Origin of the sequence: Methylotenera mobilis JLW8, assembly GCF_000023705.1 — a bacterium.
Classification (GTDB): domain Bacteria; phylum Pseudomonadota; class Gammaproteobacteria; order Burkholderiales; family Methylophilaceae; genus Methylotenera; species Methylotenera mobilis.
The window spans coordinates 1,684,957-1,699,842 of record NC_012968.1; the positions used below are offsets into that span (position 1 = coordinate 1,684,957).

Annotated in this window: 17 protein-coding genes; 9 read left to right on the plus strand and 8 right to left on the minus strand. The window is 44.9% G+C overall.

The genetic code is table 11. The features are described 5' to 3' along the window. Positions 1–21 precede the first annotated feature (21 nt). Positions 22–390 (plus strand): Mth938-like domain-containing protein, encoded by a 369-nt coding sequence (locus MMOL_RS07780; RefSeq protein ID WP_015832474.1) that lies wholly within the window; start codon positions 22–24, stop codon positions 388–390. Positions 391–447: 57 nt separating this feature from the next. Here the strand turns inward: MMOL_RS07780 and MMOL_RS07785 are convergent, their stop codons facing one another. Next, complete coding sequence (locus MMOL_RS07785) at positions 448–759, minus strand: ArsR/SmtB family transcription factor (RefSeq protein ID WP_015832475.1); 312 nt, start codon at positions 757–759, stop codon at positions 448–450. 94 nt (positions 760–853) lie between these two features. On the opposite strand from MMOL_RS07785, the gene MMOL_RS07790 reads away from it, so the two are divergent. Continuing rightward, on the plus strand, positions 854–1,960 hold the full coding sequence (locus tag MMOL_RS07790) for an NADH:flavin oxidoreductase/NADH oxidase (protein ID WP_015832476.1): 1,107 nt from the start codon (positions 854–856) through the stop codon (positions 1,958–1,960). A 185-nt stretch (positions 1,961–2,145) separates the two neighbouring features. Here the strand turns inward: MMOL_RS07790 and MMOL_RS07795 are convergent, their stop codons facing one another. From MMOL_RS07795 to fabA, 3 genes are all read right to left on the minus strand, one after another. Continuing rightward, on the minus strand, positions 2,146–2,694 hold the full coding sequence (locus MMOL_RS07795; protein WP_015832477.1) for a DUF1439 domain-containing protein: 549 nt from the start codon (positions 2,692–2,694) through the stop codon (positions 2,146–2,148). Positions 2,695–2,757: 63 nt separating this feature from the next. Further along, positions 2,758–3,990 (minus strand): beta-ketoacyl-ACP synthase I, encoded by a 1,233-nt coding sequence (gene fabB / locus MMOL_RS07800; protein WP_015832478.1) that lies wholly within the window; start codon positions 3,988–3,990, stop codon positions 2,758–2,760. A 56-nt stretch (positions 3,991–4,046) separates the two neighbouring features. Next, positions 4,047–4,562 carry a 3-hydroxyacyl-[acyl-carrier-protein] dehydratase FabA gene (fabA, locus tag MMOL_RS07805; protein ID WP_015832479.1) on the minus strand — a complete coding sequence of 172 codons (516 nt, stop codon included), beginning with the start codon at positions 4,560–4,562 and terminating at the stop codon, positions 4,047–4,049. A 286-nt stretch (positions 4,563–4,848) separates the two neighbouring features. On the opposite strand from fabA, the gene MMOL_RS07810 reads away from it, so the two are divergent. From MMOL_RS07810 to MMOL_RS07835, 6 genes are all read left to right on the plus strand, one after another. Continuing rightward, positions 4,849–5,865 (plus strand): AAA family ATPase, encoded by a 1,017-nt coding sequence (locus MMOL_RS07810; RefSeq protein ID WP_015832480.1) that lies wholly within the window; start codon positions 4,849–4,851, stop codon positions 5,863–5,865. 134 nt (positions 5,866–5,999) lie between these two features. Next, positions 6,000–6,860: a DUF58 domain-containing protein gene (locus tag MMOL_RS07815; RefSeq protein WP_015832481.1), complete on the plus strand. Its 861-nt coding sequence runs from the start codon at positions 6,000–6,002 to the stop codon at positions 6,858–6,860. Between the two features lie 20 nt (positions 6,861–6,880). Then, the gene (locus MMOL_RS07820; RefSeq protein WP_015832482.1) at positions 6,881–7,873 is read left to right on the plus strand and encodes a hypothetical protein; all 993 of its coding nucleotides are present in this window, start codon (positions 6,881–6,883) and stop codon (positions 7,871–7,873) included. Positions 7,874–7,876: 3 nt separating this feature from the next. Beyond that, positions 7,877–8,866 (plus strand): vWA domain-containing protein, encoded by a 990-nt coding sequence (locus MMOL_RS07825; protein ID WP_015832483.1) that lies wholly within the window; start codon positions 7,877–7,879, stop codon positions 8,864–8,866. Next, positions 8,857–9,450 carry a hypothetical protein gene (locus tag MMOL_RS07830; protein WP_015832484.1) on the plus strand — a complete coding sequence of 198 codons (594 nt, stop codon included), beginning with the start codon at positions 8,857–8,859 and terminating at the stop codon, positions 9,448–9,450. The genes MMOL_RS07825 and MMOL_RS07830 overlap by 10 nt, the downstream gene beginning before the upstream one ends. Positions 9,451–9,502: 52 nt before the next feature. Continuing rightward, a complete protein-coding gene (locus MMOL_RS07835) occupies positions 9,503–10,501 on the plus strand; it encodes a VWA domain-containing protein (protein WP_015832485.1) in 999 nt (332 codons plus the stop codon). A 27-nt stretch (positions 10,502–10,528) separates the two neighbouring features. On the opposite strand, the gene MMOL_RS07840 is transcribed toward MMOL_RS07835, so the two are convergent. Next, positions 10,529–10,984, minus strand: coding sequence for a hypothetical protein (locus MMOL_RS07840; protein ID WP_148207855.1), 456 nt, complete (start codon positions 10,982–10,984; stop codon positions 10,529–10,531). 74 nt (positions 10,985–11,058) lie between these two features. Here MMOL_RS07840 and ygfZ point away from each other — a divergent pair, with 74 nt between their 5' ends. Next, complete coding sequence (ygfZ, locus tag MMOL_RS07845) at positions 11,059–12,066, plus strand: CAF17-like 4Fe-4S cluster assembly/insertion protein YgfZ (protein ID WP_015832487.1); 1,008 nt, start codon at positions 11,059–11,061, stop codon at positions 12,064–12,066. 215 nt (positions 12,067–12,281) lie between these two features. Here ygfZ and ftsB read toward each other — a convergent pair whose 3' ends face one another. The 3 genes from ftsB to kdsA all read right to left on the minus strand — a co-directional run bounded on the left by ftsB (position 12,282) and on the right by kdsA (position 14,875). Next, entirely contained in the window at positions 12,282–12,611 is a 330-nt protein-coding gene (ftsB, locus tag MMOL_RS07850; protein WP_015832488.1) for a cell division protein FtsB, read from the minus strand. A 27-nt stretch (positions 12,612–12,638) separates the two neighbouring features. Further along, positions 12,639–13,925 carry a phosphopyruvate hydratase gene (gene eno / locus MMOL_RS07855; protein WP_015832489.1) on the minus strand — a complete coding sequence of 429 codons (1,287 nt, stop codon included), beginning with the start codon at positions 13,923–13,925 and terminating at the stop codon, positions 12,639–12,641. A gap of 110 nt (positions 13,926–14,035) precedes the next feature. Then, positions 14,036–14,875, minus strand: a complete 840-nt coding sequence (kdsA, locus tag MMOL_RS07860; RefSeq protein WP_015832490.1) for a 3-deoxy-8-phosphooctulonate synthase — start codon at positions 14,873–14,875, stop codon at positions 14,036–14,038. Positions 14,876–14,886: the final 11 nt, after the last annotated feature.

The following is a 14,886-nucleotide window of genomic DNA, read 5'->3' on the forward strand; positions in this document are numbered from 1 at the left end:
GATTAAAGGCAAAAATCCACAATGAAGTTACATTTAACTACCGCTGAAAATAACAACCTGATTACAGCTTATGGCGAAAGCTATATAGAGGTAAACAAACAACGTTATGCGCAAAACTTGATTGTGATGCCACAGTCGATTGTGACGGATTGGCAGGTGCAGAATGTCAGCACTTTGCAGAATGAACATTTTCAGGAAATAATCAAATTAAAACCAGAGGTTGTATTACTAGGCACAGGTGCCACGCATGTATTTGTACATCCCAAAAACTATCAATTACTGACCGAACATGGCATTGCTCTTGAATGTATGACCACCGCTGCCGCATGCCGCACCTACAATATATTAATGAGCGAAGGTCGCTTGGTGGCCGCAGCACTGATACTGTAACTGCACTACAACTTGGCAAGCATGCGGCTAAACGCTAGCTAACCAAGCCCGTAACCGCTAACTTTTAATCACAGACCTCAACACCGCACTTAACACCCCGGGGTACTTCCCCTCTACCTCTTCCAGCCTTAATGAGTTCATGTGCTCAGTTCCCTCAATCAGGGTCTCTACTAGACCTGCACTGCGCAGAATTTTGAAATGATGCGACATACTGGATTTAGGACGATTCAGATTAATTTCGCCGCACGTTAACTTTTTACCTGCCTGTGCAAGCATTAGCACAATTTCCAGACGCGTTGGGTCAGCCAACGCATACATGATGTCCGTTAACTCCACTTGCTCTATTGTTGGATGCTTGATTTGCCGCATGCATTTAATTTAACACAACTCTTTACAATATTCTATAGTTCTATTATATTCGAACTATAGAATTAAATATTACATGCCAACGCAAAGGATTATCATGAACGACTTATTTACACCCTATCAACTGAAAGACGTCACATTAAAAAACCGGATCGCTATTCCACCTATGTGCCAATACATGGCCGATGATGGTTTAGCTAACGACTGGCACAAAGTACATTACACAAGCTTAGCGCGTGGCGGCAGTGGCTTGGTGATAGTAGAGGCGACTGCGGTAGCACCTGAAGGACGCATCACCCCACACTGCCTAGGAATCTGGAACGATGAGCAAGCTGAACAGTTACGCGAAATTGCAGCTGCAATTAAAGCCGCTGGTGCGGTTCCTGGTATTCAGATTGCGCATGCCGGCCGCAAAGCCAGCGCGAATGTGCCATGGGAAGGTGATGACCATATTCCCGCAGACCATCCAGATGCGTGGCCAACCATCGCACCATCAGCGATTGCATTTGGTGGCGACCTCGCACGAGTTCCAAGCGAAATGACGATAGACGATATCAAACGCGTGCAGAATGATTTTGCATTAGCGGCACAACGTGCGCTTGATGCAGGCTTTGAATGGCTAGAACTACATCTAGCACATGGTTACATGGGTCAAAGCTTTTTCTCTCCACACTCCAACAAGAGAACCGATGAGTATGGCGGCAGCTACGAGAACAGAGCCAGATTCAGCAAAGAGATGATTGCGTCCGTACGAAAAATTTGGCCAGACCATCTGCCATTAACCGCACGCTTTGGCGTCTTAGAGTACGATAACAAAGACGAAGAAACACTGAACGAATCCATTCAATTGATTAATGAGTGGAAGCAGATTGGGCTAGACATGCTGAGTGTTAGTGTCGGCTTTACTATTCCAGAAACAAATATCCCGTGGGGACCTGCATTTTTGGCGCCGATTGCCGAGCGTGTACGCAATGAAACGCAACTACCGGTTTCATCTGCATGGGGTTTTGGCGCACCCAAGCTTGCTGACCAAGCAGTACGCAATGAACAACTGGATTTAGTAATGATAGGACGCGCGCATTTAGAGAACCCCAACTGGTCATATCAAGCAGCTAAAGAGTTAGGTATAGAACAACCGGCTTGGGTGCTACCGCCACCTTACGCACACTGGCTATCAAGATACAGAAGCCCAACCGCAGAGTAAGCAGAAAATTGGCTTGGGTGCAGCCTGTAAATGAATCAAAAGTTGCACCCAAACAAGTTTCTATGGAGCATAGTTACTATGGAGTTAGATTAGAACGCCAAACTAGGTCAAAACATAGCGTTAGTTAAAATCTAAGTCAGTCAAAACTATAGATACTATGATCAGCGATTAGTCCGTAACACTAGCTACTGATAGGGACTTAAGGTGACTTCCAAACCGCGACCCGTTACTTTCAAATCTTTTGGGTAATATTGTGTAGAGCCAACCTTGAGTGCATCAGGCTTAACCGTATAAAGATTAAGACCATTCAATAGCTGGCTACCTAACATTTTTGCGATACCACCCATTGCGTCACTGTATTTAGACTCGACACCATCAATCAAGAAGTCATCAACGGCCACATCATTCAGGACTACAGAGTTGGTAATGGAATCCAGTTGTAAGTTGCCAGAGATAGCAAGTTTACCAGCCATCTTTTTGCCACTAATTTGATTCAACAACTGCGTATCAAATTTTGTATACATACGACCGGTTGCATCATCAAACCTTACATTGGCATTGCTTAAACTAAGATCAAACACCTTAAGCAAAGAAATAGGGATCACCAGCTTTTCATTTAGCTTAGATTGGATTTGTTGCTGGGAGATATAAACGGTGTGATTGGAGAAACCTGCACAGCCAAACAAGAAAAGGATGGGAAATATGAGACCCAAGAATTTCGCTTTGATACTCATACTTCCTCACCTAAATAACAAACAGCAATGCACTATAAATTTAATGCATTACCAATTAAAGCATTACAGATTTTTTGTTGATAGCGTCAATGTAGCGTTAGTTCCGCCAAAACCAAAACTATTTGATAGCGCCGTTTCAATTTTCACGTTTTCTATCGCAGTACGTACGATATTCAAACCTTCTGCCGCAGGGTCTAGCGTTTCAATATTGGCAGAAGCTGCGATAAAGTTATTTTCCATCATCAACAAGGTGTAAATTGCTTCATTCACACCAGCAGCGCCTAAGGCGTGACCAGATAACGACTTAGTAGAAGCAATCGCAGGTTGTTGATTTAAACCGTTTTCACCAAACACTTCGCGAATCGCTTCCAACTCTTTCACATCACCCACCGGTGTACTCGTGCCGTGCGTATTGATGTAATCAATTTTCGCATCTACGCCTTCTAAAGCCAGTTTCATACAACGCACCGCACCTTCGCCTGATGGCGCTACCATATCGTAACCGTCAGAAGTTGCGCCGTAGCCTACTACTTCTGCATAGATTTTTGCACCGCGTGCTTTAGCATGCTCATACTCTTCCAGCACCACGATACCACCGCCGCCAGAAATCACAAAACCATCACGGTCAGCATCATAAGTACGTGACGCTTTATCAGGCGTTTCATTGTACTTGCTGCTTAATGCGCCCATGGCATCAAACATAAACGACAACGTCCAGTGCTCTTCTTCTGCGCCACCTGCAAAAATAATATCCTGCTTACCTAATTGAATTTGCTCAACCCCTGCGCCAATACAGTGTGCGCTAGTAGAGCAAGCTGAGCTAATACCGTAATTAATACCTTTGATTTTTGCACCGGTAGCTAAGCATGCAGACACGCCGCTCGCCATCGCCTTTGTCACCATATATGGCCCGACACGGCGCACGCCTTTTTCACGGAGTGTATCAACCCCTTCCAAAATACTTTCATGCGATGCACCACCTGCACCTACAATCAAACCGGTGCGCACATTAGAAACCATTTCTTCAGGTAGCTTTGAATCAGCAATTGCCTCTTGCATCGCCAACCATGCATAGGCATGGCCTTTAGCCATAAATCGCATCAATTTACGATCAATTAGCTCTTCTACTTTGAGATTCTTGATAGATCCAGCTACGTGTGAGCGCAAGCCCATAGCAGCGTATTCTGGTTGATAAGTAATCCCCGATTGGCCAGACTTTAAGCTCGCCAACACTTCTGATTTATTGTTGCCTAAGCTCGAAACAATTCCAAACCCAGTAATAACGACACGACGCATTTCGTGCTCCTTAAAAACTTTTTTATTCTACTTAAAAACTAAAAATTATCTGAAAACTAGAAATTGTCCGTACGTGTAAATAAACCTACGCGCAAATCTGTTGCTACATAAATTTCACGGCCATCAATTTGCATGGTGGCATCGGCAATACCCATCACTAATTTACGCATAATGACGCGTTTTAAATCAATGGTGTAGGTTGCTTTTTTTGCAGTTGGCAACACTTGTCCAGTAAACTTAACTTCACCTGCGCCTAATGCACGACCGCGACCCGGGCCACCCATCCAACCTAAATAAAAACCAACAAGTTGCCACATTGCATCCAAGCCTAAGCAACCTGGCATGACTGGGTCACCGGTAAAGTGACAATCAAAAAACCATAAATTAGGCGTGATATCCAGTTCAGCAATGATTTGACCATTACCATACTTACCACCCTCTTCAGTAATAGAAACAATACGATCAAACATCAACATTGGCGGCAATGGCAATTGTGCATTACCCTCACCAAACATTTCACCGCGACCACATTTGAGTAATTCTTCTTTTGTGAAACTATTTTGTCTTTGCATAATTTTGACTTTGTAAATGAGTTTTTAAACGTCTATTTGAACCCAATCAAGCGATGAATAATCAAGGCACTTGATTCAACTTTCGCTATTTTCGCTGGAAAACCATTTTTACGAAAGAGATATTCACTTTTTATTGTTATTTTTATTCACTTTTTAACGTTTTCATTTCATATTTAGGATATATTTTAATAAAGGGGTATACAGATCTGTTTACCCCTACAAAAAAAACGTTTACCATGTGTTTTAAGTTCTATTACAACCATTTCAAAAAATACAGGAATTCTCGATGAGTGATGTTCAACTAGCTGATTGGCGCAACCATGCGCTTACTTTAGAGTCTGAAGTCAATAAAGTTGTGGTTGGCCAACAAACGCCAATTAGACTAATTACCACTTCAATTTTCGCCCGTGGTCATGTATTACTTGAAGGTGATGTAGGCGTAGGTAAAACCACGCTACTGCGTGCATTTACTCGCGGAATTGGCGGCGGCTACCAACGGATTGAAGGCACCATTGACTTAATGCCTAACGACTTGGTATACCACACCTACCTAGGTGAAGACGGTAAACCGCATGTAAGCCCTGGCCCATTACTGATGTCTGGCGAGAACCTTTCTGTATTCTTCTTTAACGAGATTAACCGCGCACGTCCGCAGGTGCACTCCTTGTTACTGCGCGTGATGGCTGAGCGCAGTTTGTCTGCTTTCAATACCGAACACTACTTCCCGCACATGATTGTGTTTGCTGACCGCAACCAAGTAGAAAAAGAAGAGACCTTCGAGATCCCTTCCGCAGCACGTGACCGCTTTATGATGGAAATCCCAATTGTGGTGCCAAATGATGATGCCATCATGGAAGCGTTGGTGTTTGATACTAAATTCCATAACGTAGATGCATTAGTGGACACGGTAAAACCTGATGTACTGCAATTTGACGAACTGAATGCATTCTCCAGTGTGATACAAAATAGCATTGAAGCCAGCGACACCCTGAAAAGGTATGCCCTAAACCTATGGAAAGCAACCAAAGCACCGCTGGATTACGGTGTGAAAGTTTCTGGCGTCGATATGAATCGCCTTGTGCTTTCAGGCGCTAGCCCACGCGGCATGAGCATGATGCTGCGCGCAGCTCGTGTAAACGCATGGCTGAACAATCGTAGTGCAGTATTGCCGGATGATATTCATGCGGTATTTCACTCTACGATTGCGCATCGCTTGGTATTTAGCCCAGTGTATGAAATGCGTCGTACGGAAATTGCGCGTGAAATGCTATCCGGAATTGTAAACGCAGTCGCGGCGCCTTAAATGAAGCCAAATTTAAGTAACGGCCACTCTAGCAGGTAATAGCCTTGCACCATACCTGCTGGATTTTGCAACCGAGTATCAACTCACTGATGTTAAAAGCAACCTAACCTATTGAGTTTCTGTGTTGAATTTTTATGATTGAAAATATTAAATCTTTTGACTATCACATTAGCTGGAGGTCGCGCGGGCGTCATCCAGGCCGACACCCAAGTACGCAGCGCGGCATGGGCATGGAGTTTCGTGGGCATACTACCCTGCTGTCTTATCCAGACCCGCGTCGTATTGATATTCGCCAAACCATACGCGATCCGTTAGAGCAAGTGTACGTTCGCTTGTTTAACCAAAAGAGCGCCACCCCGGTTTATGTCATCTGTGATTTATCCGGCAGCATGAACTTTGGCGCGAAAAAAAGAAAAATTAAATTAGCCGCCGAGATTGCAGAGTCGATTGCGCAATCCGCCAGCGAGCATCATGACCCGTTTGGCTTTATCGGCTTTGATGAGAAAGTGCGTGAAGACTGGATTAGCACCACTTCATTCAAGTCTCACCACGCAATCTCTATGGCAGAGTCCTTAAAGGATTTTCATCCAGCGCAGGTCAACTGCAACGGCATTACAGAGGTTTACCGCTATTTGCCACGTGAGCGCTCTTTGGTGTTTTTGATTTCAGACTTCCACATGCCGAATAGCTTGCTGGAAGGCGCATTATCCAACCTGCTACGCCACCATATCGTCCCCATGGTGCTATGGGATTCAGCCGAGTATAAAAACCTACCAGAATTTGGCTTGGTTAATGTTGACGATGCGGAAACTGGAGAAAAACGCACCTTGTTTCTGCGTAAAGAGTTACGTGAAAAAATCGTGCAGTCGTTTGAAAGCAGACGCAATGAAATTTATGAGTTATTTATGCGCTTCGACATGCCGCCGTTTTATGTAGAGGGTGAGTTCGATGCAGACTCACTCACAGAATACTTTCACCAATTTGTAGCCGCTTAAAACCACTTAAAAAAATAATCATGACAAAACATTTTAGAGACCTACTACTCGCCGCCATTCTGAGCATTGCCTCGCTGCAGGCACTGGCACTTGATAGTCAAAACTTGCCTGATGTGGATGAGGGTGTAGTAAGCATCAGCACCATAGACCCATTTAAGCGGGTTGGATATACCGTTGGCGATGTGGTTGAAAGAGAAGTCACCCTCACCATCAAAGCACCGTACAAACTGTTAGAAACCTCACTGCCGATTGTAGGCTACGAGAAGCGCTACAGAGGTAAAGTGATTGGGATCGAGCTAAAAGAGATTCAGCACAGTAAAGTAGAGCATAAAGATTACGCCACGCATCAACTTAAGCTTGTTTATCAAGTATTTACCAACAGCGTAGTAGCCAAAAATGCAGCATTGGGCCCGGAATATTTGCAATTAGTGAACACTAAGAATAGCAAACAGTTGGTCAAATATCGTGTGCCTAGCCTGGACATTGCGGTATCTCCTATCGCTATTTTTGGCCAGGTTAAAGTAGAAAACAATATGAGCACGTTTCTTGAGCCTTTACTGCTAAAAAATGATCAAGAAAAAACCAGACTAAAACTCGCGATTGGTGTGCTGGCATTCAGCCTGCTCGCCCTACTTTACATATTTGGCAAGCACGCATGGCTGCCGCGCATGGGCGGTAACTTTGCCAAAGCTTACCGTGCAATTAAAAAACTGCCACACAACGATGAAGGGCTAAAACAAGCAGTTGCGGCAGTGCATCATGCCTTTAACCAGACGGCACAGGGTAGCGTGTTTAACGGCAATGTAGATGAATTTCTGGAGAGCCACCCTAACTTCTCGCCTATACGCGCTGAGATTGCACAGTTCTTCGGCCTGTCACGCCAGGTGTACTTTGAACCTAGTGCAGCACATAGCGTAGGCAGTAACCCCACGCAATGGCTATTAAAATTCACCAAACAATGTCGTGACTGTGAACGTGGCTTGATTCCAACAAGCATCGAGGCTGGAGTCTAAACCATGGCTTTTTCTCACCCATGGGTATTATGGCTTCTTCCACTAGCATTTTTACCCCTGTTATTACAGCGTGCGCACGCCAAGCATTATTCTTGGGTAGATATGCTACCTGTGGATCCCCTATCTAACCTGATTAGCCTGATTCTAAAAATATTAGCGGTACTCACCCTGATTTTTATTATCTTAGGCTTAGCTGCACCGCATACCACTGAGCAAAAGGTAGAGCGTATTGGCGTAGGCGCACAAATCGCACTGGTGCTGGATCGTAGCGCCAGTATGGATGACCCGTTCTCCGGAACCGCCGATCATAACGGCAACACCACAGTAGGCGAAACCAAGTCTGTGGCGGCGGCTAGGCTAATTACCGAGTTTGTGAAATCACGCCAGCAGGATATGTTTGGCATGATTACCTTTAGTAACTCAGCCATGTACGTACTGCCCCTCAGTGAAAATAAAAAGGCAGTGATTGCTGCAGTACAGGCAACCGCCGGTAATGCGCTATTCCAAACCAACATTGGTAGCGGGCTTACCAGCAGCGCAGCGCTGTTTGATAAAGTCACTGATTCAGGCTCACGTGCGGTAATTTTGCTTTCAGATGGTGCTGGGCGGGTAGATGCCAACACGCAACAAAAAATCCGGGACTGGTTTCAACGCTTAAACATCAGTTTGTATTGGATAGTGCTACGCCAACCTGGTGGCCTGAGTATTTTTGACCCGAACTTTGTACCAGTAGAAGACCAGCCATTACCAGCGCAGATTGAGCTACACGAGTATTTCCAGACGTTTAAAACCCCATTTAAAGCTTATGAAGCGGAAGACCCTAGGTCACTGCAATTAGCCATGAATGACATTAACAATCGTGAGAAAAAACCCATTAAATACGTTGAAAAAGTACCAGGGCGAGAGTACACAAATATTTGTTTTATGATTGCTGCAATCATGATTGCATTATTACTGGGCGTTAAAAGAATAGAGGTCACAACATGGCACTAAGCATTACAACAACCGCAGCCAACTTTTTTACATTGAAAAAAATCACTCATTTTTTTAATGTGAAAGTTCTATCGTGGCTATTTATTATCACGGCATTGCTGGCAAGCGCAGCAGCTATCTATTACGTTAATCGCATACAACAGATTGATGCATTTAACACAGCCATTAGCACTGGTAAACAGCCAAAATCTGATTTACAAAGCTTTGAAGCTAAATTCTCAACCGCCTACTGGCTGGCAAAAAATGAACGCTACAAAGAGGCAACGCTACTCTTTAATAAAGCACTGAATGGTGCATCAATAGAGCAAAAAGCAGCGATTCAATACAATCTAGGCAATATCTTTTTCAGACGTGGGCTGGCCATTGCCGGCACTAATATGACAGTGCATGATGAGGCAGAATACCTGCTCAACCAAGCTAAAAAGGCTTACCAGCTGTCATTAAGACTAGACAATAGTAACTGGCGAGCTAGACATAATTTAGACCGCCTACTCACCATGCTGCCAGAGAATCCAACGCCTGGTGCCGGCGAAGGTGATTCTCCAGGCTTAATTATGGGCAATATCCCGGTTGGTTTACCTTAAAGCTAAGATTGAATAACTAAGACTGAACAACTTAGAAACTGATTGATTCATTATGCATCCAATTTATAATTATTTACGTCATCGAAAAGATGTCAGTCTATTGCTCGCTGCCTTTTTGCTCTTGGCTATCGCCTTATTCAACCCTAAAGTGCCGATTAAACGCAATATCTACAGCTATCTATTTGCCGTCGATATTTCACAAAGCATGAATGTGCTGGATAAAACTATCAATGGCAAGCCTGTTTCACGGCTAGTCTACACGCAAGACATTTTGCATAAACTGGTCAGTGAACTGCCATGCGGCACCAACATCAGCATTGGTTTATTTGCTGGGGTCAGCGTTGCCGCGCTGTATACTCCAATTGAGGTTTGCGAAAACTTTGACGCTATCAACGACACCATAGACCATTTTGACTGGCGTAACGGCTGGTCTGGTAACAGCAGAATCAGAGCCAGCATGCCAGTATTGGCTAAAACCATACGCTCCTTCCCTGCACCAGCGCAAGTGGTGTTTTTTACCGATGGTGAAGAAGCACCTAAGCTACATATTTTTAATCGGCAGGACCTTACTTCCTTTCAAGGCGGCGATGACTGGCTCTTTGTGGGCGTAGGCTCCGATAAGGGCACGCCTATTCCCAAATATGATGAATTTAACCAGCTGATTGGCTACTGGGCCAATGAGAGCTTTGCCATGCAGCCGGGGATCGCCCAGATTTCGGAGTCTAACCTAGGCACTAGAAATGATAGCGTAGCCAATGGCGAGGGTGACCGCTACCTGTCTAAATTGGATGAAACCTACCTCAAGGAGCTTTCCAAAGAAATTAATGGCATGTATGTACGTGGCGACAGCGTTTCCACCATCTTGGGTGCCATGAAAAAGCAAAAACCAGCGCGCCGTGACAACGCCAATTTTGAACTGCGCTGGATTTTAGCGAGCATCGCAGGCGTATTATTTATATTAGCCTACTTACCTAAACACCCAGTGCTTGAGTTAAAAGCACAATGGCGTACTTTAGTTAGCCGCAGACGTACACTGAAGCAAACGCCTTAAACGCAACCAGCAAGTGCATAACAACTTTTAACGCACTTGGTCACGCTTGCCCCATAGCAGCCATACCCTAAACCGCCTCAAATCTTGGGCGTTGCTGCTATCTGGCAAGATTAACAGCGGTCGGCTTAACCAGCACTGCAAATAGCCTGCATCTTGTTGCTTAAAGTGCACGATGGTGAGCCAAGGCGTAATTACGCTATCAATCCCCAAAGACACATCACTCAAGCGCTGCCCGTCTTTACGCAAGATATCTAGTTGGTTTTTCGCGTTTACATGCAGACCAACCGGTGACCACGGAAACAAATGCAGCCCATCACCAGCCAGCGCGCAAATCGCCGCCAGCCAGATCAGCAGTAATGATATACACAGCAGGCTAGCTGATAGCGGTACTAGACAGACTAACCAGCTACTTAACACGCTCATCGTCAGCAACAGCGTAGATAAAATAAATGAGGGCTTGAAATTCAGGGTTATCGGCTTCACGTTATAATCAGTAGTCCGTTTTACACAATTTAATTGATACTAATTGATAATAGGCAATCATACAAAAGGTTAACATGAGCAATCAACAATGGCAGGCATTTATTCAAACCACCACACCAGTAATGGACATGGGTAATACTCAACCATTGTTAGAGAACGCAACCGTGATGTGCGACCTCTCCCACCTAGGCCTATTACAACTTAGCGGTGCAGATGCATTCACCTTTCTGCAAGGTCAGGTTACTAACGACGTTAATCAGCTGAAGGGTGAAACTGCGCACTACACAGCTTACTGCACACCTAAGGGTCGCATGCTAGCCCTCTTTCTGGCGTTTGCACAGCATGAGCGCATCCATCTGCAAATGCCATTGGAGCTAGTCGCTGCGACAGCGAAACGATTAAAAATGTACGTGATGCGTAGCAAGGTAGAAGTGCAGGACACGAGCCATGACATCATTAAAATTGGCCTAAGTGGACCGAACGCGAACGCATTACTCAGCACACAATTTGCAGAAATCCCACAACATGACTACGAGTTAGTTACCCTTGACAATGGCTCACTTCTGAAACTGCCTGGCAGCACGCACGCACGATTTGAGATTTTTACCGACATCAATCATGCACCAGCAATCTGGAGCGCCTTATCTGCACAAGCTAGCGTGGCAAATGCTGACTATTGGGAATGGCTGGAAATTCAAGCTGGCGTGCCTGACGTAAAGCCTGAGACACAAGAGGAATTTGTGCCGCAAATGTTAAATCTGGATTTACTCAGCGGCATTAACTTTAAAAAAGGCTGCTATACCGGCCAGGAAATCGTAGCCCGTACACATTACCTCGGCAGCATTAAGCGCCGCACCTATCTGGCACATGTAGCGCAAGCGACAGCAGCCGGTGAGAATATCCTTAACACAGCCAATGATCCCGTGGGTAAAGTAGTGCGTAGCGCACCTGCTCCACAAGGAGGCTATGACATACTGGCTGAGATTAGATGTGCCGAAATTAACTTGGAAAATACAGAGGCTATTCAACTCACAGCAAGTGGGCATACCCTCACGCTCAAAACACTACCGTATTCACTTTAGCCATTAAGTTACCAATACATCAACGGCAAACTGTCGTTGATTAAGACTACGATTAATTGGGTAAGCGTATATACAAAGTGTGAAAGGCTAGCATTTAGCGCTAAGTGTTAAGATAAGCGTTTAAATTCTGACAGTTAAATCTAGGTAGGTAAATCTAGGCGCCTAACATTTAGGTGCTTAAATTGGTGTAATTGGCACAAGCCTAAAAGATAAGCCTATGGCTTAGTCGTTGATGATGGATTAACCGGAGGTGGTGGCAGTGCTTCTGGTAACGCTTGGTCTATCACCTGATAGAAAACTTCATCCTGCTTAATCATACCAAGCTCGCTACGCGCGCGCTCTTCAATTGCAGCCTTACCACTCTTAAGATCTCGCACTTCGGCCTCTAGCGTGCCATTACGTGCTTTTAACGTGGTGTTTTTTTCCTGCTGCAGGGCAACCTGACGATTTAAGTCCCACACACGTAACCAGCTACCTTTGCCCAGCCACAGTGGATACTGTAGCAAGGCAATCAAGATCACAAAGATTAGTGTGAGGGCTTTCAATTTTAACTATTCAAACACACTCTAGTGTTATTTAAATAATTGGTAAAAAGCTGACTTACCAGCGTAGCTAGTTGCATCACCCAATTCTTCTTCAATACGCAACAATTGGTTGTACTTAGCAATACGCTCTGAACGGCACAATGAGCCAGTTTTGATTTGCAATGCATTGGTTGCCACGGCAATATCAGCAATCGTGCTGTCTTCTGTCTCACCAGAACGATGTGACACCACAGCTGTGTAACCAGCACGTTTAGCCATTTCAATGGTTTGGAAGGTTTCAGTCAACGTACCGATTTGGTTTACTTTAATCAATACAGAGTTAGCTACACCACGTTGGATGCCTTCACGTAAGATTTTAGTGTTGGTCACGAACAAGTCATCACCTACCAACTGTGTAGTTTTACCTAAACGTTTAGTCAGGATGTCCCAACCTTCCCAGTCAAACTCGCCCATACCATCTTCAATGCTGATGATTGGGTATTTATCGCACCAGGTTGCCAAGTAGTCAGAGAACTGACCTGAAGTCAACGCTAAACCTTCTGACTCTAAATGATAACGACCATCTTTGTAGAACTCAGTACTTGCACAATCCAAACCTAAGTAAACATCACGGCCTGGCTCATAACCTGCGTCTGAAATCGCTTCCAAGATGTATTGGATTGCAGATTCGTTAGAAGGTAAGTTAGGAGCAAACCCACCCTCGTCACCTACAGTAGTAGCCAAGCCTTTTTTATGTAAAGTCTTTTTCAATGCATGGAATACTTCAGCGCCACAGCGAATTGCTTCACGGAATGATGGCAAACCTGCTGGAATAATCATGAACTCTTGCATATCCACACTGTTGTCAGCGTGTGCGCCACCGTTGATGATGTTCATCATAGGTGTTGGTAATTGCATCGCACCTGAACCACCCAAATAACGGTAAAGTGGCAAGCCTGATTCTTCAGCAGCAGCACGGGCACATGCCATCGATACCGCTAGGATTGCGTTCGCACCTAAACGGTCTTTGTTGTCTGTACCATCTAACTCAATCAAAGTTTTGTCGATAAAGCTTTGCTCTTCAGCGTCTAAACCGATAATCGCTTCAGTGATTTCTGTGTTTACATTCTCAACCGCTTGCAATACGCCTTTACCTAAGTAGCGGCTTTTATCGCCATCGCGTAGCTCAACCGCTTCCTTAGCACCGGTAGATGCACCTGAAGGCACTGCTGCACGGCCAATCACGCCACTTTCAAGTAATACATCTGCTTCAACAGTTGGGTTACCGCGTGAATCTAAAATTTCGCGGGCGATAATATCTACAATTGCGCTCATTACTTTCTCCTAAGTTCTAAATCGTTTGGCCACCAATAAACCAGACACACCCGTTAGCTTACTAACGCTTAACTCACCTATCGGCGTGGGTGTAGTAGCCTAATTATTTTTTACAACGTACTTTCAATAAAACCTGCTTTTTTAACTAATCGGTCTAAATCGACTAGCACTTCTAACAAATCTCGCATTTTGTGCAGTGGCCATGCATTTGGGCCGTCAGACAGGGCTTTTGCAGGGTCAGGATGTGTTTCCATGAAAATACCGGCAATACCGCTCGCCACAGCAGCGCGTGCCAACACTGGTACATGCTCACGCTGACCGCCGCTTTTATCGCCTTGACCTCCAGGCTGTTGCACTGAGTGCGTTGCATCAAATACTACCGGGCAATGAGTTTCACGCATGGTAGCAAGGCCACGCATATCTGACACTAGCGTGTTGTAGCCAAATGACGCACCGCGTTCGCACACCATAATATTATCTGCACCGCCGTTGGCTTCTTTGGCTTTTTGCACCACATTTTTCATATCACCAGGCGCCATGAATTGGCCTTTTTTGATATTCACCGGCTTACCAGAGCGCGCGCAGGCAGTGATAAAGTCAGTTTGACGGCATAAAAATGCAGGCGTCTGCAACACATCTACCACTGCGGCAACGTGCGGTACTTGTTCTTCTGTATGCACATCAGTCAAAATCGGCACACCGATTTGGCTACGTACATGGTCTAAGATTTTTAAACCTTCATCCATGCCAAAACCGCGAAATGTTTTATTAGAGCTACGGTTAGCTTTGTCGTAAGAAGATTTGTAAATAAATGGAATATTGAGCGCTGTTGCAATTTCTTTGAGCTGACCAGCAGTATCAATCGCCATCTGCTGTGACTCGATCACGCATGGACCAGCAATTAAAAATAATGGATGCTCAAGACCCACATCAAAGTTACATAATTTCATACGATTAACAC